Here is a 21,301-nt window from a genome sequence, read left to right as displayed (position 1 = left end):
TCATGGTTTCGTTAAGAGAAGATGAACGTTTAGATTACTTGCTCGCCGAAGATATGAAGATTATACAAAGTAAAACTGTGTTTGCCTTTTCATTGGATGCAGTGTTATTAGCTAAATTTGCGTATGTTCCGATCCAGAAAGGGGAGATCATTGATCTTTGTACCGGAAATGGCATCGTGCCATTGCTGCTTTCAACTCGTTCTAAGGCCTCGATTACGGGTGTTGAAATTCAAGAACGGCTGTTTGATATGGCCAAAAGAAGTGTGGAGTATAATCAACTTGAGCACCAGATCGAATTGATTCGTGGTGACTTGAATGATATGCCGGAACGCTACGGCAACCATAAAGTTGATGTGATTACATGTAACCCGCCATATTTTAAAACACCTTCTAAGGATGAAATCAATGAAAATGAATATTTGGCGATTGCACGGCATGAAATTCATTGTACATTAGAAGATGTCATTCGTGTTTCTTCCACGCTGCTAAAGCAAGGGGGGAAACTGGCGATGGTTCATCGACCAGGACGGCTGCTTGAGATTGTAGAATTAATGAAGAAATACCGAATTGAGCCAAAACGAATTCAATTTGTTTATCCCAAACAAGGGAAAGAAGCCAATACCATCTTGGTAGAGGGCATAAAAGATGGAAAACCAGATCTGAAAATTCTCCCGCCTCTTTTTGTTTATGGGGAAGACCAGGAGTATACAGATGAAATCAGGACGATACTGTATGGAGAAGCATAATCATTATTTCTATGTATTAAAATGTGCAGATGGCAGCCTGTATGCGGGTTATACAAATGATTTACAAAAAAGATTGATGACCCACAATAGTGGAAAGGGAGCAAAGTATACAAGAGCGAGACGGCCGGTTGAGCTTTTTTATCATGAATGTTTTGCAACCAAAAGAGAAGCCATGCAGCAAGAATATCGTTTCAAAACGTGGACGAGGAAAAAGAAAGACATTTATATAGAAGAAATGCGAATGGAAAAGGAGGCGGCACATGAAAAAGACACAGAAAAGCTTTGATGGTCAATCTGATATGGGCATTCTTTATCTCGTTCCAACCCCGATTGGAAATCTAGAAGATATGACGTTCCGCGCGATACAAACGTTAAAAGATGTAGATTATATTGCCGCAGAAGATACAAGGCAAACGAAAAAGCTTTGTCATGTATACGAGATTGATACACCATTAACGAGTTATCATGAGCATAACAAAGACAGCAGCGGCCACAAATTAATCGAATGGCTAAAAGAAGGGAAAAATATCGCTCTCGTGAGTGATGCCGGTTTACCGACGATTTCAGATCCAGGGGCTGAAGTGGTTCGAGATTTTACTAGCATCGGAGGCTATGTCATTCCGTTACCTGGCGCAAATGCTGCATTAACGGCACTCATTGCATCAGGAATCGCGCCTCAGCCATTTTTCTTTTATGGTTTTCTCGACCGTCAAAAAAAAGAAAAGAAAAAGCAGCTTGAAGCCTTGAAGAAACGCCAAGAAACGGTCATTTTCTATGAAGCGCCCCATCGATTAAAAGAAACGCTGACTTTGATAAAGGAAGTGTGGGGAAATCGGAACATCGCAATTACGAGAGAACTGACGAAAAAATTCGAAGAGTTTATTCGTGGAGATTTAGAGTCTGTGCTGACATGGGCTGCGGAGAATCAAATCCGAGGTGAGTTCTGTCTTGTGGTACAAGGAAATGATCAAGCTGAAGAAGAGCTAAATGAAGAAGCATGGTGGACGTCCTTATCTGAAAAAGAACATGTGATCCATTACATAGAGGAAGGGTTAACGTCGAAAGAAGCTATTAAACGTACAGCTGTCGAACGTGGTGTGCCAAAGCGCACGATATACGATGCCTATCATATTGAACAATAAAGAAAGGTTCTTGCAAACGGTGCAAGAACCTTTTTTATATGAACCTTATTTTTGTGATTGAAGTTGGTTTTGGATTTCGTTAATGATTTGCTCTGCACCTTCACGGCTAAGAACTAATTTACCATTAGCAAGTTTAAGGTTATCGTCTGATACTTCACCTGTTACTTGGCAAGTCATGTTTGGTTTATATTTTTTTAGGATAATTTTTTCATCATCAACATAAATTTCCAAAGCGTCTTTTTCAGCGATTCCTAGCGTACGGCGAAGTTCGATTGGAATCACCACGCGTCCTAATTCGTCAACTTTACGTACAATACCTGTAGATTTCATCTTCATTCTCCTCCCAAAAAGAACTTATTCTTAAAATAATATTATCTTCGTCATTATTCGACAAATTCCTTACATTCCTAGCATAACAAGGTTTCCATAAATCGTCAATCATTTTGTTTACTATTGTTTGTAAAATATGACTCTTAAAGTCAAAAGACCTTGAAACTACTGATGTATAAGGATTTTGTAGGCTTTTTCTATGAAAATGTAAGAAATGACGAGTTCAGATTAACAAGACTTTTGCCCTAATTTAGCCAATTGTAAATCTGGAAATAGATTTCATACGACAATATTCGACAAAATGTCGACGGGTTTGTCGTTTTTTTGAAAAACTCATCTTTTTCGTTCATTTCATCTTGTTCTATGTATATATGCTTGATCTTAAAGGCTAAGATGGTATCATAGAGAAAGCACAAGTGCAAAATTGAATGAATTGATCTGACACATTTTCATGTAATGATGATAACCGCTCTCGTCCATTGGGCGGGAGTTTTTGACATTTACACACACGCAGGAGGTTCCGACATGCCAGAAAAGAAAAAAACGTTTTATCTGACAACACCTATTTACTATCCGAGCGGAAAATTACATATTGGACATGCTTATACGACAGTAGCAGGAGATGCTATGGCTCGTTATAAACGTCTTCAAGGCTATGATGTGATGTATTTAACAGGTACAGATGAGCACGGACAAAAAATTCAGCAAAAAGCTGAAGAACAAAATATCACACCGATCGAGTATTTAGATCCAGTTGTTGAAGACATTCAAACATTATGGAAGAAACTCGACATTTCTAATGATGACTTCATCCGTACAACGGAAAAAAGACATACGAAAATCATTGAGCAAGTCTTCCAAAAACTGCTTGATCAAGGCGATATTTATTTAGATCAATACGAGGGCTGGTACAGTATTCCTGATGAGACATTCTATACGGAAACACAGCTTGTTGATGTTGAGCGTAATGAGAAAGGGGAAGTCATTGGCGGGAAAAGCCCTGACAGCGGCCACCCTGTTGAATTAATTAAAGAGGAATCATATTTCTTCCGCATGAGTAAGTATGCAGATCGTTTGCTCGACTATTACGAAAAGAATCCATCGTTTATTCAGCCTGAATCAAGAAAGAATGAAATGATTAATAACTTCATTAAACCAGGTTTAGAGGATTTAGCAGTATCAAGAACAACCTTTGATTGGGGAATTAAAGTTCCTAACAATCCAAAGCACGTCATTTATGTATGGATTGATGCGTTATTCAACTATTTAACTGCGATTGGCTATGGAACAGATCAAGATGAAAAATACAAAAAATATTGGCCTGCCAACGTACATCTCGTAGGGAAAGAAATTGTACGTTTCCATACGATTTATTGGCCGATTATGCTTATGGCATTAGATCTGCCTCTGCCGAAACAAATTTTCGCACACGGCTGGCTGCTCATGAAAGATGGCAAAATGTCTAAATCAAAAGGGAATGTGGTAGATCCGGTCACATTAATTGATCGCTATGGTCTCGATGCCCTTCGTTATTATCTGCTTCGCGAAGTACCATTTGGTGCGGATGGTGTGTTTACACCAGAAGGATTCGTGGAACGTGTAAACTATGACCTTGCCAATGATTTAGGTAACTTGCTTAATCGTACAGTTGCGATGGTACAAAAATATTTTGACGGCACTTTAAGCAGCTATAAGGGTCCTGTTAATGAGTTTGATGAAGAGCTGAAAGCAGTCGCTGAGCAAACAGTCAAAGCCTATGAAGAGGCGATGGAAAACCTTGAATTCTCTGTGGCTCTTTCAAATGTTTGGACATTAATCAGCAGAACCAATAAATATATTGATCAAACAGCTCCATGGGTGCTGGCAAAGGATGAAACAAAACGAAAAGAACTGCATTCTGTTATGTATCATTTAGCAGAATCACTTCGAATCACAGCAGTACTCTTAACGCCATTCCTAACGAAAACACCCGAGAAAATCTTCTTCCAGCTTGGAATTGAAGAAGAGAAGCTCAAAAGCTGGGACAGTATCCTATCATTTGGTGCGATTCAACAAGCGACGGTACAAAAAGGAGAGCCTTTGTTCCCGCGTTTAGAAGTTGAAGAAGAAGTAGCCTACATTAAAGAAAAAATGCAGGGAAGTGCACCTAAGGTAGAAGAAGAGAAAGTGGAAATCGAAGAAACGGAATTACCTGAGCTGGGAGCAGAAATTGCATTTGATGATTTCTCGAAAGTCGATCTTCGAGTTGCACAAGTATTGGAAGCAGCTCCAGTTAAAAAAGCGGATCGTCTCTTAAAGCTTCAGCTTGATTTTGGATTTGAAAAAAGACAAATAGTTTCTGGGATTGCCAAGCACTATCAACCAGAGGAATTAGTAGGGAAGAAGCTTGTTTGCGTAGCGAATCTTACCCCAGTTAAACTCCGAGGGGAAATTTCCCAGGGAATGATTTTAACTGGAGAAACTGGCGGGAAATTGCAGGTTCTTGAAGTAGATCAATCTCTAGCAAATGGAACAAAAATTTTATAAATCAACAAAGGTGTTCCACGTGTAACATTTCGTCGAACACCTTTTGTTTTTTAGAAGAATTGTCGAAAGGAGCAATCAACCATGTTATTTGATACACATGCCCACTTAAATGCAGAACAATACAATGAAGACTTAGAGCAGGTGATCGAAAGAGCGAAAAGCGAAAAAGTTGAGAAAATCGTGGTGGTAGGGTTTGACCGCCCAACAATTACGAGAGCGATGGAGTTAATTGAAGAGTATGATTTCATATATGCAGCTATCGGCTGGCATCCAGTCGATGCCATTGATATGACAGATGAGGATTTGGCTTGGATCAAAGATTTATCTCAACACGAAAAAGTGGTTGCGATTGGAGAAATGGGTCTGGATTACTATTGGGACAAGTCGCCAAAAGATGTGCAAAAGGAAGTCTTTAGACGCCAAATTGCTCTTGCGAAGGAAGTGAATCTTCCAATCGTTATTCATAACCGTGACGCAACGGAAGATGTCGTGACGATTTTAAAGGAAGAGGGAGCAGCTGAGGTTGGAGGTATTATGCACTGCTTTACTGGCAGTCTGGAAACTGCAAAAGCGTGTATGGAGATGAACTTTTATATTTCATTCGGTGGACCCGTGACATTTAAAAATGCCAAAAAGCCAAAGGAAGTTGTAAAGGAGATACCAAGTGACCGGCTCTTGATTGAAACAGACTGCCCTTACTTAACGCCAGTGCCATTTAGAGGGAAACGTAACGAGCCAAGTTATGTGAAATATATCGCAGAACAAATTGCGGAGCTGAGAGAAATCAGCTTTGAAGAGCTTGCTGAATTGACAACAAAAAATGCAAAAAAAGTTTTCCGTATAAACTGACAGTATATGATGTCAATCCTTGTTTAAGCTTGTCCAATTGTGAAACATAACGAAAAAGTTCTACACGTTTGCGCCTCCTCATAGGATAAGTTGTCGATAAGTCTTTCTTCCCTTCCTTCCATAAATCTCCCATAATAGGTTTACAATCGAGCATTTTTGTACAGTGGGTGGAAGGGTTGACAGGTTTTGAGATACTCTATATAATCTCTCCGAGGAGAAGGAGGCGTTTTTCATCGTACAAAAAATGAAAAATCTGTTTTCTGTTAAGCTAGGAAAAGGCAAGGTTTTATTACTAGTTGTTTGCTTGCTTTTAGCTGGAACTGGAACGGCTTACGGTGCGCATGAGCTCACTAAGCAGTCTATTACCATTTCAATCAATGGTAAAGAGAAGACAATTCGTACACATGAAGAGACAGTAGCTCAGCTGCTTTCAGACCTTGGAATAAGGGCCAAGGCGGAGGATCATATCTCTCCAAGTCTAAATACAAAGATTCAAGACAACATGAACATTGTGTATGATGCGGCTATACCGGTTCACCTGACCCTAGATGGGAAAGAGAAAACGATATGGACAACAGATCAGACGGTTGGAGCATTATTGAAGAATGAGAAGATAGATATTGGGAAGCACGATCAAGTAACTCCAGGAAAGAATGACAAGTTAAAAAAGGATATGAATCTTGTGGTTCAGCAGGCCTTCCAGGTCAGCTTAAATGATGGAGGAAAAGATAAAAAAGTGTGGACCACTTCGACTACGGTCGCTGACTTTTTAAAGCAACAAGAGCTGAAGCTCAAGAAGCACGATAAGATCAAGCCTGCGTTACATAGTAGCCTTTCTAAAAAGAGCGCAGATATAAAGATCACTCGGGTGGAAAAGGTCACCGATGTAGTGGAAGAGAAAATTGCTTTTGATACCAAACATAAAAAGGATCATTCTCTTGAAAAAGGGAAAGAGAAGGTACTTAAAAAAGGTGAAGAAGGTAAATTGAAGAAGCACTATGCCATTGTGAAAGAAAACGGCAAAGTGGTGTCTAAAGAATTGATTAAAGAAGTGACCGAAAAAGATAGTAAGGACCGTTTAGTGGCCATTGGTACACAAGTGACCAAAAAGGAGCCTACAGCGTCCCCTGCGGTTTCGCGAAGCAATGAATCGTCAGGAAAAGAATTTTATGTAGCGTCAACAGCCTATACAGCGAGCTGTGCTGGATGTACGGGCAGAACGTCTACTGGCTTTAATTTAAAAGCAAATCCAGGTGCAAAGGTCATAGCAGTTGATCCGAGTGTCATTCCGCTGGGCTCAAAAGTGTATGTGGAAGGCTATGGTTATGCCGTTGCATCAGACACTGGATCTGCTATAAAAGGGAATAAAATTGATGTGTTCGTCCCAAGTAAGTCGGCAGCTTATCAATGGGGAAATAAACGAGTGAAGATTAGAGTACTCAAATAAACACATCAAATCATTTATATGAACAGAGGGCTTTGCGCACCCTCTGTTTTTTTGGTTATAATAGAAGCACTGTTTTCTAATTAATTAGACGCAAAAGCAGCATGAAAGGTTTCGTTTTTTTAACCAAAAAATGTAGATTGTTTTTGCAAGCGGAGGAATACATGAAAATCAAAGAAATCATTGTGGTGGAGGGTCGTGATGACACTGCCAGAGTGAAGATGGCGGTGGATGCAGATACGATTGAAACAAACGGATCTGCCATTGGCGATACAGTCATTCAACAAGTGCGTCTTGCTCAGGAGACGAGAGGCGTCATTATTTTAACAGATCCCGATTTTCCTGGTGAGAAGATCCGTAAAACCATCGCAGAGGCGGTTCCTGGCTGTAAGCACGCTTTTTTGCCAAAACATCTTGCGAAGGCGAAGCGGGATAAAGGAATTGGTGTCGAGCATGCTTCCTTGGACAGTATTCGGGAATGTCTTGCCCATGTCCATGAAGAAATGGAAGAATCGGAAAGTGACATTACATTAGACGACTTATTTGACGCAGGCCTTATCGGTGGCGAAGCATCGAAACGCCGCCGCGAACGACTAGGAGTGCTTTTAAATATAGGATATACCAATGCGAAGCAGCTGCAAAAGCGCCTTCACATGTTCCAAATAACCAAACATGATTTTATTGCGGCCTTAAAGACCGTCATGCAGGAGGAAGCCGATGAATAAAGATATTGCGACACCCGTCAGAACGAAGGAAATACTGAAGAAGTACGGTTTCTCTTTTAAAAAGAGCTTAGGGCAGAACTTCTTAATTGATACAAATATTTTAGATCGCATTGTCGATCATGCAGAGGTTACAGATGAGACCGGCGTCATTGAAATTGGGCCTGGTATCGGCGCATTGACAGAGCAGCTCGCTAAACGTGCAAAGAAAGTCACCGCTTTTGAAATCGATCAGCGTTTATTGCCTATTTTAAACGATACGCTTTCTCCATATGATAATGTCACGATCATTCATCAAGATGTATTAAAGGCGGATGTGAGAAAGGTCATCGAAGAAAATTTTGCTGACTGTAAAGAAGTGATGGTTGTAGCCAACCTTCCGTATTACGTGACAACACCGATTATTATGAAATTGCTTGAAGAAAACCTTCCATTGAAAGGGATTGTGGTCATGCTGCAAAAAGAAGTAGCAGATCGTATGGCAGCTGTACCTTCATCTAAGGAATACAATTCACTGTCTATCGCAGTTCAATTTTACACGGAAGCAAAAACGGTGATGGTTGTGCCTAAAACGGTTTTTGTTCCTCAGCCAAATGTCGATTCGGCTGTGATTAAGCTGACTGTTCGTGAAACGCCTGCTGTTTCAGTAGAAAATGATGCGTTTTTCTTTCAATTGATTCGAGCGAGCTTTGGCCAGCGCCGGAAAACATTGATGAATAATTTGATGAACAATCTACCTGATGGAAAAAAACATAAAGCCATCATCGAAGAAGCACTTCAAACAGCAGATATTGATGGAAAGCGCCGCGGAGAATCATTATCCATTGAGGAATTTGCCCGTTTGTCGAATGTTTTGCAAAAAGCCCTTTCGTAAGGGCTTTTTTCTTTTGCTTTTCACCACTTCAACTGTTCGGGCATAGGCTAGAAAGAACAGCACATATGAAAGAAGAACATGTTTAGTGCAAGACGATACCAACAGGATATGAGCCTGATTGTGGAGTGAAAAGCATGCAATTTCAAATAGGAGATATGGTGACGAGGGCATCCTATCAAATGGATATTATGTTTCGAATCATTCGAATTGATGAGACAGATCAGCACGAAGCCACTGCCATATTGCATGGGAATGAAGTGAGGCTGATTGCTGATGCTAAGATGTCGGATCTCGTCTTGATTCAAAAAGAGGAGCAGCTGACAAGGGAAAAGGACGACGAACGGAAAATTAACGAATCGCTCGACTTACTAAGACAGGATTATCAGCTGCTACGTGAAAAACAAGAGTATTATACTTCTGGACAATATCAGCATCAGGAACAGTATTTTCACATGCCTGGAAAGGTCCTTCATTTAGATGGAGATGCTTCATACTTAAAGAAATGCTTAGATGTATATGAACGAATTGGTGTACCTGTGTACGGAGTGCATTGTCATGAGAAGAAAATGCCAAGCGTGATCGATTCGTTACTTGATCAATATCGGCCTGATATATTGGTCATTACAGGGCATGATGCGTATTCCAAGCAAAAGGGCGGCGTAAATGATATTGGTGCCTATCGCCATTCTCGTCATTTCGTTGAAACGGTTCAAAAAGCAAGAAAGAAAATTCCTCATTTAGATCAACTTGTGATCTTTGCAGGCGCCTGTCAATCTCATTTCGAATCATTGATCCAGGCAGGTGCCAATTTTGCAAGCTCACCTTCACGTGTGAACATTCATGCGCTCGATCCCGTGTATATCGTTGCGAAGATCAGCTTCACTCCATTTGTAGATCGAATCAATGTGTGGGATGTGCTTCGTAATACATTAACAAGAGAAAAAGGCCTTGGAGGCATCGAGACGAAGGGTGTTCTAAGGGTAGGTATGCCATATAAAAAAGATCATGAATCGACATAACCCGACTGATTTCAGTCTGGTTTTTTTTATGGTCAAAAAGAAATTTCAATAGGATACATAATTCACCGGAATTTGAGAAAAATAGGGAGGAGAAAAGGTAGAAGTTTGTCAAAATTATTTTGTTGACAATGGCTCGTGTTGGTTGATATAATTTAATTTTTATTTGACAAAAATGGGCCGTTGTTGTATAATTATCTCAGTGAGGTGGATGCAATGGCGAAGACTTTGTCCGACATCAAAAGATCGCTTGATGGTAACTTAGGTAAACGTTTGACGTTAAAGGCTAACGGAGGCCGCCGTAAAACAATTGAGCGTTCGGGCATTTTAGCTGAAACGTACCCTTCTGTATTTGTGATTCAATTAGATCAAGATGAGAATTCGTTTGAAAGAGTTTCTTACAGTTATGCAGATATACTGACTGAGACGGTCGAATTAACGTTCGATGATGCCGCTAGCTCAGTCGCCTATTAATGGGCAGTGAACTTTTTGTTTACTGCTTTTTGTTTTGCCTTTTTTTCTGAATGGGAGTCTGTCCATTTTTTGAAAGGGGTAAAAGAAAGGATTCGATACAAAATAAGAAAGCCACAAAAGCAGTGGTACTGATTCGAATTCTCGACTAAAGGGGCTGTTTCGTTTGGGTAGACGCCGAGGCATTATGTCAGATGAGTTCAAATACGAGCTGGCAAAGGATCTTGGATTTTATGATACCGTCAAAAATGGAGGCTGGGGAGAAATTCGTGCGCGTGACGCAGGTAATATGGTCAAACGTGCCATCGAATTAGCTCAGGAGCACATGGCTCAGGATGAGAATCAACGATAGAAAAATGGTCAGGGATACCTCGGGTGTCTCTGGCTTTTTTTGTTGAAAAAGTCAGTGTGCTAGGCGTGAAAGCCAATATTCATCAGATCCATCAAATGTGATACAATATTGATACTTATGTTTAGATGGAGAAGTAGGTGAAATGTTTGCGTATTTTAGAAAAAGCACCGGCAAAAATTAATCTCTCACTTGATGTTCATGGAAAAAGACCGGATGGATATCACGAAGTGGAGATGGTGATGACAACAATAGACCTTGCAGATCGACTTGAGCTGACGGAGCTGGACAAAGATGAAATCCGTGTATCATCTCATAATCGATTTGTGCCAGATGATCAGCGTAACCTGGCTTATCAGGCGGCTAAATTACTCAAAACAAGGTTCGGTATTCAAAAAGGGGTATCGATTGTCATCACAAAAGCAATTCCTGTTGCAGCAGGTTTAGCTGGAGGCAGCAGTGATGCTGCAGCAGCGCTTCGCGGTTTAAACCGTTTGTGGAAGTTAAATCTCACGTTAGATGAACTGGCTGAGCTTGGAGCGGAGATCGGCTCAGATGTGTCTTTTTGTGTACACGGAGGCACAGCACTAGCGACAGGACGTGGAGAGAAACTAAAGCATATCGCGACACCACCGCATTGCTGGGTGATTTTAGCGAAGCCGGTGATTGGGGTATCTACAGCTGAAGTTTATAGACAATATGACGCAAGCAAAGTAGAACACCCAAATGTACAGCGTATGATTGAAGCCATTGAAGCGAAAGATTATAAAGAGATGTGCGGCTCACTCGGTAACGTTCTGGAGTCTGTGACATTAAAGATGTATCCGGAAGTAGATATGATCAAAAGACAGATGAAGCGTTTCGGTGCTGATGCTGTATTAATGAGTGGAAGCGGCCCAACTGTGTTTGGCTTGATTCAATATGAATCGAAGGTACAAAGAATATATAACGGACTGAGAGGATTTTGTGATCAAGTATACGCTGTCCGCATGATCGGCGAACAAAATGCCCTTGATTAAATCCGTATATTAAGTTATATTATTCATAAATTATTCGGGTTCTGGGGGTAAGTTCATGAAGTTTCGTCGAAGCGGCAGATTGGTGGACTTAACAAATTATTTGTTAGCCCACCCGCACGTACTAGTACCTTTAACTTTTTTTGCAGAACGTTATCAATCTGCAAAGTCCTCCATTAGTGAAGACTTAACGATTATCAAACAGACCTTCGAACAGCAGGGAATAGGCACATTGCTTACTGTACCTGGCGCTGCTGGCGGAGTGAAATATATTCCAAAAATACACCTAAAAGAAGCAGATGACGTAGTAAACGATATCGGAGAGGCATTATCAACTCCTGAACGTGTACTTCCTGGCGGTTATTTATATTTAACCGATGTTTTAGGCAATCCATCGATTCTTGCGAAAATCGGTAAGCTGTTTGCGACCATCTTTGCGGATCGTGCGATTGATGTCGTCATGACAGTTGCGACAAAGGGTATTCCGATTGCCTATTCTGTTGCGGGTTATTTAAATGTCCCTGTTGTAATCGTTAGAAAAGATAATAAGGTAACCGAAGGATCAACTGTCAGTATTAATTATGCGTCAGGTTCTTCTAACCGAATTCAAACCATGTCCCTTGCAAAGCGCAGCTTAGATAAAGGCTCCAATGTGTTGATCATTGATGACTTTATGAAAGCGGGCGGAACCATTAACGGCATGATGAATTTGCTTGAAGAATTTAATGCAAATGTTGCAGGGATCGGTGTTCTTTTAGAAGATGAAGGCGTAGATGAACGTCTTGTCGATGAATATGTCTCGTTGTTAAAGCTTTCAACCATTGATATGAAGCAAAAAATCATTGAGATCAATGAAGGCAATTTCCACGAGTTTTTTCATTCGAAAGCGTAAGCTTTGATTAAACATGTATTTGAATGGGAGAGATTGATATGACAAAAGTTGTTCAAACCAAACATGCACCAGCAGCCATTGGACCTTACTCTCAAGGAATTATTGTCAATAACATGTTTTACAGCTCAGGACAGATTCCATTAACTCCAGTTGGAGATTTTGTCAATGGAGATATTAAAGAACAAACTCATCAAGTGTTCCGTAATCTTGAGGCTGTACTTGAAGCAGCAGGTGCTTCCTTTGAAACAGTCGTGAAAGCAACTGTTTTCATTAAAGATATGGAACAATTCGCTGAAGTGAATGAAGTGTACGGTGAGTATTTCCATACACATAAGCCAGCTCGTTCATGTGTGGAAGTGGCAAGACTTCCAAAGGATGCGCTTGTAGAAATAGAAGTAGTTGCATTAGTAAAATAAACAGGCACTCTCAATGAAAGCCGTTTGGTTTCATCATATGCAGGAAAAGACATCATCATGATGTCTTTTTTTATGCTGAAAATGTAAGCGCCGTCACCAATATGACAAATAATGTATAAATATCCCGATATTTCAAAAAAAGTTTAAAAAAAGAGCAGGAGAATTACCACGATCGTTGAATACCTAAGTAATGCTTTTATATTGGGAAAAGGTGGTGAACTACTGTGGAAGTTACTGACGTAAGATTACGCCGCGTGAATACCGATGGTCGCATGAGGGCGATTGCATCCATCACGCTGGACCACGAATTTGTTGTTCATGATATTCGTGTGATTGATGGAAACAATGGGTTGTTTGTTGCAATGCCTAGCAAACGCACGCCTGATGGAGAGTTTCGCGATATTGCACATCCAATTAATTCAAGCACTCGGGGTAAAATCCAAGATGCTGTTTTAAATGAATATCATCGCTTAGGCGAAGAGGAAGAAACAATTGAATATGAAGAAGCTGGAGCTTCTTAATCATACGTGAACCTAAAAAGACAGCTTTAAGAGAAAATGAATGTTTTCTTTTAAATGCTGTCTTTTTTGCGTTCTTTCTCTTGTTTCTTATGTGTTTCATCTGTTAGAAAATTATTGTACTTCCTGATGTATCCTTGAAATCAGTCCTTATTTAGGATATATTTTTCTATGGATAATAGGGATATTGGAGGCCAATCAATGGATAAGCGGTTCGCAGTGATTTTAGCAGCGGGAAAAGGAACGAGAATGAAGTCGAAGCTATATAAAGTACTTCATCCAGTTTGCGGAAAGCCAATGGTCGAGCATGTGGCAGATGAAGCGTTAAAGCTTTCTTTAGCCAAGCTAGTGACGATTGTCGGTCATGGAGCAGAGGACGTGAAAGAGCAGCTTGGAGACAGAAGTGAGTATGCACTTCAAGAAGAACAGCTGGGAACAGCCCATGCCGTCAAACAAGCAAAGTCGTTCCTTGCGCAGGAAAAGGGAACAACCATTGTCATTTGTGGTGATACGCCCTTATTGACAGCGGAAACAATGGAAGCCATGTTAAGCGAGCATCAAAAACATCAAGCGAAAGTCACTATTTTAACAGCACATGCGGATGATCCGACAGGCTATGGCCGTATTATTCGTGACGAAACAGGTGCTGTCGTGAAAATTGTCGAGCATAAAGATGCGAACGATGCAGAGCGTCAAGTGAATGAAATTAATACAGGGACTTATTGCTTTTCAAATGAAGATCTCTTCCGTGTGATTGAGCAAGTGTCGAATGAAAATGCACAGGGTGAATACTACTTGCCAGACGTCATTGAAATTTTAAAAAATGAAGGGCAAACAGTTGCAGCTTATCAAACGCCGCATTTTGAAGAAACACTTGGAGTCAATGATCGTATCGCTCTATCACAAGCAGAGCAATTCATGAAGCGACGTATTAATCATCAGCATATGAAGAATGGTGTGACCTTGATTGATCCTGAGAACACGTATATTTCGCCAGATGCTGTCATCGGCGAAGATACAATCATTTATCCTGGGACGGTCATCAAAGGGAATGTAAAAATCGGTGCAGACGCCACTATTGGGCCAAACACTGAGATTGTTGACAGCATCATCGGAGATCGAACAGCCATTAAGCAATCTGTCGTCTGCGATAGTGAGGTTGGAGTCGATGTGACAATTGGACCGTTCGCTCATATTCGCCCGTTGTCGAAAATTGGCGATGAAGTGAAAATCGGGAATTTTGTCGAAATCAAGAAAACAGTTTTCGGTGACCGCAGCAAAGCATCTCATCTAAGCTACATTGGAGATGCAGAGGTCGGAACTGATGTAAACCTTGGCTGTGGTTCCATTACAGTCAACTATGATGGGAAAAACAAATTCTTAACGAAGATTGAAGACGGCGCCTTTATTGGCTGTAATTCAAATCTCGTTGCACCAGTCAATGTCGGAAAAGGGGCATATGTTGCAGCCGGTTCAACGGTTACAGAAGATGTACCGCAGGATGCATTGTCTATTGCTAGAGCAAGACAAGTCAATAAAGAAGATTATGTGAAAAATATTCATAAAAAATAATCCAAATACCCGGAGGTTTACCATGTCTAATCGTTATGCTGATGCGAATTTAAAGATATTCTCTTTGAATTCAAACCCTGAACTTGCCAAAGAAATTGCCGATCGTATCGGAGTTGATGTAGGAAAGAGCTCTGTTAAACGCTTTAGTGACGGTGAAGTCCAAATTAATATTGAAGAAAGTATCCGCGGCTGTGATTGCTATGTCATTCAATCAACAAGTGCGCCAGTCAATGAGCATATTATGGAACTGCTCATTATGGTGGATGCGCTAAAACGCGCTTCTGCGAAAACTGTCAATATTGTGATCCCTTATTACGGATACGCACGTCAAGATCGTAAGGCAAAGCCTCGTGAGCCAATCACTGCGAAGCTTTTTGCAAACTTGCTTGAAACAGCAGGTGCTACACGTGTGATTGCACTTGATCTTCATGCGCCGCAAATCCAAGGTTTCTTTGATATTCCAATCGATAACTTAATGGCTGTGCCAATCTTAACAAACTATTTCGAACAGAAGAACTTGAATGATATCGTTGTTGTGTCTCCTGACCACGGTGGTGTGACACGTGCGCGTAAAATGGCAGACCGCCTGAAAGCGCCAATCGCAATTATCGACAAACGCCGTCCAAAGCCAAACGTTGCTGAAGTCATGAACATTATTGGTAACATTGAAGGCAAAACGGCCATTCTAATCGATGATATCATTGATACAGCTGGTACTATTACACTTGCTGCAAATGCACTTGTGGAAAATGGAGCGGCTGAAGTCTATGCTTGCTGTACGCACCCAGTATTGTCTGGACCAGCAGTAGAACGTATCACAAACTCTAAAATTAAAGAATTAGTTGTGACAAACAGTATTCAATTAACTGATGACAAGAAAGTTGGAAAATTCATTCCGCTTTCAGTTGGGCCTTTGCTTGCAGAAGCCATCATCCGTGTACATGAAGAAGAATCTGTGAGCTACCTTTTTAGCTAATTTTCTTATTAAAAAAGGCCCTAGGCATCAAGCTTGGGGTCTTTTTGCTTTCATCAATCACAGTGAAACATGTTTAAAATGATTCGGTTATGGGTAATTATGAGAGTAGTGACAAAAAAGAAATAGGATGGTGCTGAATATGGCAACTTTAAAAGCAAATAAAAGAACTGATTTCAAACGTTCCACACTGCAAAAAATCCGTCATTCAGGACACGTTCCTGGTGTCATATACGGAAAAAATACAGACAGCCTGGCTGTTTCATTAGACAGCATCGATTTATTAAAAACCTTACGTGATGAAGGGAAGAATACAATAATCACCTTAGACGTGGGTGGTGAAACGAAATCTGTAATGGTGACAGAATTACAAACAGATCCGTTGAAAAACGAGCTTGTCCATGCTGATTTCCAAGTCGTTGACTTACAGCGTGAAATTGAGGCAGATGTACCAATACAGCTGATTGGCGAGTCTAAAGGGGTAAAAGATGGCGGTGTGCTTCAGCAGCCACTATTTGAACTATCTGTTACAGCAAAACCAAAAGACATACCGCAGAATATTGAAGCTGATATTACAAACTTAGAAGTCAATGATGTCTTAACAGTTGCTGATCTGCCTGTTCAGTCATCTTATCAAATCAATAACGATCCAGAAGAAGTCGTGGCATCCATTCTGCCGCCTCAGCAATCAGAGGTTCCTGAGCCAGATAGCGAAGAGGAGCCGCAAGAGCCTGAGGCCATTAAAGAAAAGGATGACGATGGAGAATAACTGGTCATTTTAGAGACGTAACCCTCCCGCGGTTGCGTCTTTTGTGCTAGAATGAAAAGAATTCATACGTTTTTACATGAGGCAATCTGATTGGCTCATTTTTTAGGCGTGTGCTGTGTGACAAAGGAGGTTATTGGTTTCATGATTGCATTCGTTGGATTAGGCAATCCAGGAAAAGAATATGAAAAAACAAGACATAATGTCGGGTTTATGACAATAGATGAATTATCGAAAAAATGGGACATTCCTTTAAATCAATCAAAATTCCATGGACAATTTGGAACTGGGTTTGTTTCGGGGCAAAAGGTTCTACTTGTAAAGCCGCTTACATATATGAACTTATCAGGAGAATGTGTGCGTCCGCTGATGGACTATTACGATATTCCCCTTGAACATTTGAAAGTAATTTATGATGATCTTGATTTGCCAACTGGCCGGATTCGCTTACGTACAAAAGGAAGTGCAGGCGGGCATAATGGAATCAAATCATTGATTCAGCATTTAGGTTCTCCTGAATTTGACCGATTCCGTATCGGCATTGGGCGTCCTCAAAACGGCATGAAGGTCGTTGATTACGTACTAGGACGTTTTTCAGAAGAGGAACAGCCTGACATTGCATCAGCCATTCAAGCGTCTGTTGAGGCCTGTGAAGCAGCTTTAAAAAAGCCATTTTTAGAAGTGATGAATGATTTTAACAAGAAGGTATAAGAATGATAAGCAAAGCACATACTGATCATAAAATCTCAGCATGGGAGGATCACGTATGGCTTTGCATTATTACTGCCGCCACTGTGGTGTAAAGGTCGGCAGTCTAGATGAATCCGCTGTCCAAAGTGAAGCACTTGGATTTCATCACTTAACAAATGAGGAAAGAAACGATATGATTTCTTATAGGGAAAATGGTGATTTACATGTACAAACCATTTGTGAGGATTGCCAAGAGGCGCTCGAAAGAAATCCTGATTACCATCAGTATCATACTTTTATTCAATAAAAAAGCTTTGGTGTAGATATTAGACCAAAGCGTTTTTCTGTTTTAAACAAACAGGGAGGAGGAGCCAAATGAAAAACATACAATTATTTATCAAACAAAGTGATGATTTTCAGTCCATTTTTAATGGGCTAAAGGAAGGGTTAAAAGAACAGCTGCTTGCCGGACTATCAGGCTCCGTCAGATCTTTATTTACAGCCGCGATATCAGACGAACTTAAGCGGCCAATGTTTATTGTGACTCACAATTTATATCAGGCGCAGAAGGTAACAGATGATCTAGCAAGTGTGATGTCGGATCGCTCGGTTCTTCTTTATCCTGTCAATGAACTCATCGCTTCAGAAATTGCAGTGGCCAGCCCTGAGCTGAGAGCACAGCGTTTAGATGTCCTGAATCGACTTGCAAATGGAGAAAACCCTATTATCGTCACTCCCGCTGCTGCGGTCCGCAGGATGCTTCCGCCAGTTGAGCTCTGGAAGGAGAGTCAGGTCCATTTAAAGATCGGTGAAGAAATTGATTTGGAGGCGTTTTCAAAACAGCTCGTACAAATTGGTTATGACCGGACGTCAATGGTTGCTGCGCCCGGAGATTTTAGTGTGCGCGGAGGAATTATCGACATCTATGCGTTAACGGAAGATCATCCAATCCGTATTGAACTGTTTGATACAGAAATAGACTCCATTCGAACGTTTCATTCAGATACACAGCGTTCATTAGAAACCCTTCAAGAAATCAAAATAGGTCCGGCAAAAGAGTTGATTGTGAGAGGGCCTGAACGTGTGAGAGCCATTGAACAGCTTGATCAAGGGCTGGCGAAGAGTTTAAAGAAATTCAACTCAGATCAGCAAAAAGAGCTGCTTCATCAAAATATTTCTGCTGATCGCGAGAAGCTGCTAGAAGGCATCGTGACACAGGAAATGACGAAGTATCTGTCCTATTTCTATGAAAAGCCTGCTAGTTTGCTAGATTACACTTCGCAGGATACGATTATTATTTTAGATGAAATCAGCAGAATTCAGGAGATGGAAGAACAGCTTGAACAGGAAGAAGCTGATTGGACAATTAGTCTGCTTGAAGAAGGCAATATTCTTCATGATTTATCTCTTTCTTTCCCGTTCCAAGAACTGATCAATCAGCAATCGAGGTCCATTCTGTACTACTCCTTGTTCCTGAGACATGTCCAGCAGACAAATCCGCAAAATATCGTCAATGTATCTAGTAAGCAAATGCAGAATTTCCACGGGCAGATGAATGTGCTGGCGAGTGAAATCGAACGCTATAAAAAACAGCAATACACGGTTGTCTTCTTAGGTGCTGATGAAGAACGGACAGAAAAGCTGTCGTCTGTTCTGCATGATTATGACATTGAAGCCGCTCTTGCTAAACCGGACGCTGAGCTTGTAAGCGGACAGGTGTATATTTTACAAGGTGAGCTCCAAACAGGCTTTGAACTGCCGTTATCCAAAATTGCTGTGATCACAGAAGGTGAACTTTTCAAGAAACGTGTGAAAAAGCAGGCGCGTAAACAAAAGCTGACCAATGCAGAGCGAATCAAGAGCTATTCAGAGCTTCAAGTCGGCGATTATGTGGTGCACATTAACCACGGGATCGGTAAATATTTAGGAATTGAAACGCTTGAAATCGGCGGCATTCATAAAGATTATTTAAATATTCATTATCAAGGAAGCGACAAGCTTTATGTACCGGTTGAACAAATTGATCAGGTGCAGAAATATGTAGGATCAGAAGGCAAAGAACCAAAGCTGTACAAACTAGGCGGCAGCGATTGGAAACGCGTGAAGAAAAAAGTTGAAACATCTGTACAGGATATCGCAGATGATCTGATTAAGCTGTACGCAGAACGTGAGGCAAGCAAAGGATATGCCTTCTCGCCTGACCATGAGATGCAGCGCCAGTTTGAATCTGCGTTCCCTTACCAGGAAACAGATGATCAAATCCGTTCGATTCACGAAATTAAACAGGATATGGAGCGGGAGCGTCCAATGGACCGTCTGCTTTGTGGAGATGTGGGTTACGGAAAAACGGAGGTGGCCATTCGAGCGGCCTTCAAAGCCATTGCTGACGGGAAGCAGGTAGCCCTGCTAGTTCCGACAACCATCTTAGCGCAGCAGCATTTTGACACAATCATGGACCGATTCCAAGACTACCCTGTCAAAATTGCGCAGCTGAGCCGTTTCCGTACAAGAAAAGAAACAACCGAAACGTTAAAAGGGCTGAAAAACGGAACGATTGATATGGTCATCGGCACACACCGTCTTCTTTCAAAAGACATCGTCTACAAGGATTTAGGGCTGTTAATCATTGATGAGGAACAGCGTTTTGGTGTGACGCATAAAGAGAAAATTAAACAGATGAAAGCCAATATCGACGTACTGACATTAACGGCTACGCCAATTCCGCGTACGCTTCATATGTCCATGCTTGGCGTGCGGGATTTATCGGTTATTGAAACACCGCCTGAAAACCGATTCCCTGTTCAAACCTATGTGGTCGAGTACAATGGTGCTTTAGTCAGAGAAGCGATTGAGCGAGAATTAGCACGCGGCGGTCAAGTGTACTTCCTTTACAACCGTGTTGAGGATATTGAACGAAAAGCAGATGAAATCTCCATGCTAGTCCCAGACGCAAAAGTCAGTTATGCGCACGGGAAAATGAGTGAGAACGAGCTGGAATCAGTGATGATCAATTTCCTTGAAGGTGAATCAGATGTATTGGTCAGTACCACCATCATTGAAACGGGAGTCGATATTCCAAATGTGAACACACTCATCGTCCACGATGCCGATAAAATGGGGCTTTCTCAGCTGTACCAGCTAAGAGGACGAGTCGGGCGTTCGAACCGTGTTGCTTATGCTTATTTCACGTATCGAAAAGATAAAGTTCTTTCTGAAGTTGCGGAGAAAAGACTTCAAGCTATTAAAGAATTCACAGAGCTCGGATCTGGGTTTAAAATTGCGATGCGTGATTTAACGATTCGAGGAGCAGGGAACTTACTTGGTGCTCAGCAGCATGGCTTCATTGATTCAGTTGGATTCGACCTCTATTCTCAAATGCTGAAAGAAGCCATTGAGGAAAGAAGAGGCGATACAACGGCTCAAGATAAATTCGAGCCAGAAATTGATCTGCAAATTGATGCTTACATCCCAGACACTTATATTTCGGATGGCAAGCAAAAGATTGAAATGTATAAACAGTTCAGAGCAATTGGCTCGATTGAAGAGCGAAAAGAGCTTCAGGATGAAATGATCGACCGATTTGGTGAATATCCGCAAGAAGTGGCTGACTTGTTTACGATTGCGACAATGAAGGTGTACGCTGTTCAGGAACGTGTCGAGCTGATCAAGATGGAGAAAGGCATTGTCAGACTTACCCTTGATGAGAAAGCAAGCAGTGAAATCGACGGTCAAAAATTATTTGAGCTCGGCAGTAAATATGGACGTGAAATCGGGTTAGGAATGGAAAGCAGCAAGCTGATTATTTCTGTCCAAACGAAAGGCAAGAAGACCGAGGAATGGCTTGAGGTTGTTCTTAACATGCTTCGAGGCCTTCAAGATGTGAAAAAAGAAACCATTCCATCTTCATAAAATTTTGTTTGTCTCTCGTGTATATTACGTTTGATGTGACGGATACTAAACTCAGGGTCAAGTGGTGAATGTTGCATAAA

Annotated in this window: 22 protein-coding genes; 21 read left to right on the top strand and 1 reads right to left on the bottom strand. The window is 41.1% G+C overall.

Going from position 1 to position 21,301, the window contains the following annotated elements; translation table 11 throughout:
* The first annotated feature begins 2 nt into the window (after nucleotides 1-2).
* From MHI60_RS07135 to rsmI, 3 genes are read left to right on the top strand one after another with little or no spacing between them, the layout of a single operon-like run.
* Complete coding sequence (locus MHI60_RS07135; protein ID WP_048239534.1) at nucleotides 3-746, top strand: tRNA1(Val) (adenine(37)-N6)-methyltransferase; 744 nt, start codon at nucleotides 3-5, stop codon at nucleotides 744-746.
* On the top strand, nucleotides 733-1,032 hold the full coding sequence (locus MHI60_RS07130) for a GIY-YIG nuclease family protein (protein ID WP_041105706.1): 300 nt from the start codon (nucleotides 733-735) through the stop codon (nucleotides 1,030-1,032). The genes MHI60_RS07135 and MHI60_RS07130 overlap by 14 nt, the downstream gene beginning before the upstream one ends.
* Nucleotides 1,007-1,888 carry a 16S rRNA (cytidine(1402)-2'-O)-methyltransferase gene (gene rsmI, locus MHI60_RS07125; protein ID WP_144486234.1) on the top strand — a complete coding sequence of 294 codons (882 nt, stop codon included), beginning with the start codon at nucleotides 1,007-1,009 and terminating at the stop codon, nucleotides 1,886-1,888. Before MHI60_RS07130 ends, rsmI begins: the two co-directional genes overlap by 26 nt.
* A gap of 45 nt (nucleotides 1,889-1,933) precedes the next feature.
* Here rsmI and MHI60_RS07120 read toward each other — a convergent pair whose 3' ends face one another.
* Complete coding sequence (locus MHI60_RS07120; RefSeq protein WP_087975202.1) at nucleotides 1,934-2,224, bottom strand: AbrB/MazE/SpoVT family DNA-binding domain-containing protein; 291 nt, start codon at nucleotides 2,222-2,224, stop codon at nucleotides 1,934-1,936.
* Nucleotides 2,225-2,743: 519 nt separating this feature from the next.
* On the opposite strand from MHI60_RS07120, the gene metG reads away from it, so the two are divergent.
* The 18 genes from metG to mfd all read left to right on the top strand — a co-directional run bounded on the left by metG (nucleotide 2,744) and on the right by mfd (nucleotide 21,221).
* On the top strand, nucleotides 2,744-4,744 hold the full coding sequence (gene metG / locus MHI60_RS07115) for a methionine--tRNA ligase (RefSeq protein WP_095407532.1): 2,001 nt from the start codon (nucleotides 2,744-2,746) through the stop codon (nucleotides 4,742-4,744).
* An 81-nt stretch (nucleotides 4,745-4,825) separates the two neighbouring features.
* Nucleotides 4,826-5,593, top strand: coding sequence for a TatD family hydrolase (locus MHI60_RS07110; protein ID WP_048239541.1), 768 nt, complete (start codon nucleotides 4,826-4,828; stop codon nucleotides 5,591-5,593).
* A 244-nt stretch (nucleotides 5,594-5,837) separates the two neighbouring features.
* Complete coding sequence (locus MHI60_RS07105) at nucleotides 5,838-7,040, top strand: G5 and 3D domain-containing protein (protein WP_144486236.1); 1,203 nt, start codon at nucleotides 5,838-5,840, stop codon at nucleotides 7,038-7,040.
* A gap of 161 nt (nucleotides 7,041-7,201) precedes the next feature.
* Nucleotides 7,202-7,762 (top strand): ribonuclease M5, encoded by a 561-nt coding sequence (gene rnmV / locus MHI60_RS07100; protein ID WP_017359323.1) that lies wholly within the window; start codon nucleotides 7,202-7,204, stop codon nucleotides 7,760-7,762.
* Entirely contained in the window at nucleotides 7,755-8,633 is an 879-nt protein-coding gene (gene rsmA, locus MHI60_RS07095; protein WP_025093515.1) for a 16S rRNA (adenine(1518)-N(6)/adenine(1519)-N(6))-dimethyltransferase RsmA, read from the top strand. The genes rnmV and rsmA overlap by 8 nt, the downstream gene beginning before the upstream one ends.
* Before the next feature lie 134 nt (nucleotides 8,634-8,767).
* Nucleotides 8,768-9,652: a sporulation peptidase YabG gene (gene yabG / locus MHI60_RS07090; protein ID WP_024427198.1), complete on the top strand. Its 885-nt coding sequence runs from the start codon at nucleotides 8,768-8,770 to the stop codon at nucleotides 9,650-9,652.
* Nucleotides 9,653-9,865: 213 nt separating this feature from the next.
* Nucleotides 9,866-10,123 (top strand): Veg family protein, encoded by a 258-nt coding sequence (locus tag MHI60_RS07085; RefSeq protein WP_024425637.1) that lies wholly within the window; start codon nucleotides 9,866-9,868, stop codon nucleotides 10,121-10,123.
* Between the two features lie 163 nt (nucleotides 10,124-10,286).
* Entirely contained in the window at nucleotides 10,287-10,472 is a 186-nt protein-coding gene (locus MHI60_RS07080; protein WP_144486238.1) for a small, acid-soluble spore protein, alpha/beta type, read from the top strand.
* 146 nt (nucleotides 10,473-10,618) lie between these two features.
* On the top strand, nucleotides 10,619-11,488 hold the full coding sequence (gene ispE, locus MHI60_RS07075; protein WP_019743558.1) for a 4-(cytidine 5'-diphospho)-2-C-methyl-D-erythritol kinase: 870 nt from the start codon (nucleotides 10,619-10,621) through the stop codon (nucleotides 11,486-11,488).
* Between the two features lie 55 nt (nucleotides 11,489-11,543).
* Nucleotides 11,544-12,377, top strand: coding sequence for a pur operon repressor (purR, locus tag MHI60_RS07070; RefSeq protein ID WP_024425638.1), 834 nt, complete (start codon nucleotides 11,544-11,546; stop codon nucleotides 12,375-12,377).
* Between the two features lie 38 nt (nucleotides 12,378-12,415).
* On the top strand, nucleotides 12,416-12,793 hold the full coding sequence (gene ridA, locus MHI60_RS07065; protein WP_144486240.1) for a 2-iminobutanoate/2-iminopropanoate deaminase: 378 nt from the start codon (nucleotides 12,416-12,418) through the stop codon (nucleotides 12,791-12,793).
* 224 nt (nucleotides 12,794-13,017) lie between these two features.
* Entirely contained in the window at nucleotides 13,018-13,314 is a 297-nt protein-coding gene (spoVG, locus tag MHI60_RS07060) for a septation regulator SpoVG (RefSeq protein WP_008357439.1), read from the top strand.
* A gap of 198 nt (nucleotides 13,315-13,512) precedes the next feature.
* Nucleotides 13,513-14,883, top strand: a complete 1,371-nt coding sequence (gene glmU, locus MHI60_RS07055; RefSeq protein WP_144486242.1) for a bifunctional UDP-N-acetylglucosamine diphosphorylase/glucosamine-1-phosphate N-acetyltransferase GlmU — start codon at nucleotides 13,513-13,515, stop codon at nucleotides 14,881-14,883.
* 22 nt (nucleotides 14,884-14,905) lie between these two features.
* On the top strand, nucleotides 14,906-15,859 hold the full coding sequence (locus MHI60_RS07050) for a ribose-phosphate diphosphokinase (RefSeq protein WP_024425641.1): 954 nt from the start codon (nucleotides 14,906-14,908) through the stop codon (nucleotides 15,857-15,859).
* 139 nt (nucleotides 15,860-15,998) lie between these two features.
* On the top strand, nucleotides 15,999-16,625 hold the full coding sequence (locus MHI60_RS07045; RefSeq protein ID WP_024425642.1) for a 50S ribosomal protein L25/general stress protein Ctc: 627 nt from the start codon (nucleotides 15,999-16,001) through the stop codon (nucleotides 16,623-16,625).
* A 141-nt stretch (nucleotides 16,626-16,766) separates the two neighbouring features.
* The gene (pth, locus tag MHI60_RS07040) at nucleotides 16,767-17,333 is read left to right on the top strand and encodes an aminoacyl-tRNA hydrolase (protein ID WP_034624433.1); all 567 of its coding nucleotides are present in this window, start codon (nucleotides 16,767-16,769) and stop codon (nucleotides 17,331-17,333) included.
* Nucleotides 17,334-17,388: 55 nt separating this feature from the next.
* Nucleotides 17,389-17,619, top strand: a complete 231-nt coding sequence (locus tag MHI60_RS07035) for an anti-sigma-F factor Fin family protein (RefSeq protein ID WP_003217967.1) — start codon at nucleotides 17,389-17,391, stop codon at nucleotides 17,617-17,619.
* 68 nt (nucleotides 17,620-17,687) lie between these two features.
* Entirely contained in the window at nucleotides 17,688-21,221 is a 3,534-nt protein-coding gene (gene mfd / locus MHI60_RS07030) for a transcription-repair coupling factor (protein ID WP_144486244.1), read from the top strand.
* Nucleotides 21,222-21,301 lie beyond the last annotated feature (80 nt).

This window comes from Bacillus sp. FSL K6-3200, from assembly GCF_038630485.1.
Lineage (GTDB): Bacteria > Bacillota > Bacilli > Bacillales > Bacillaceae > Bacillus > Bacillus safensis.
This window is presented reverse-complemented; position numbering and strand designations above follow the sequence as displayed.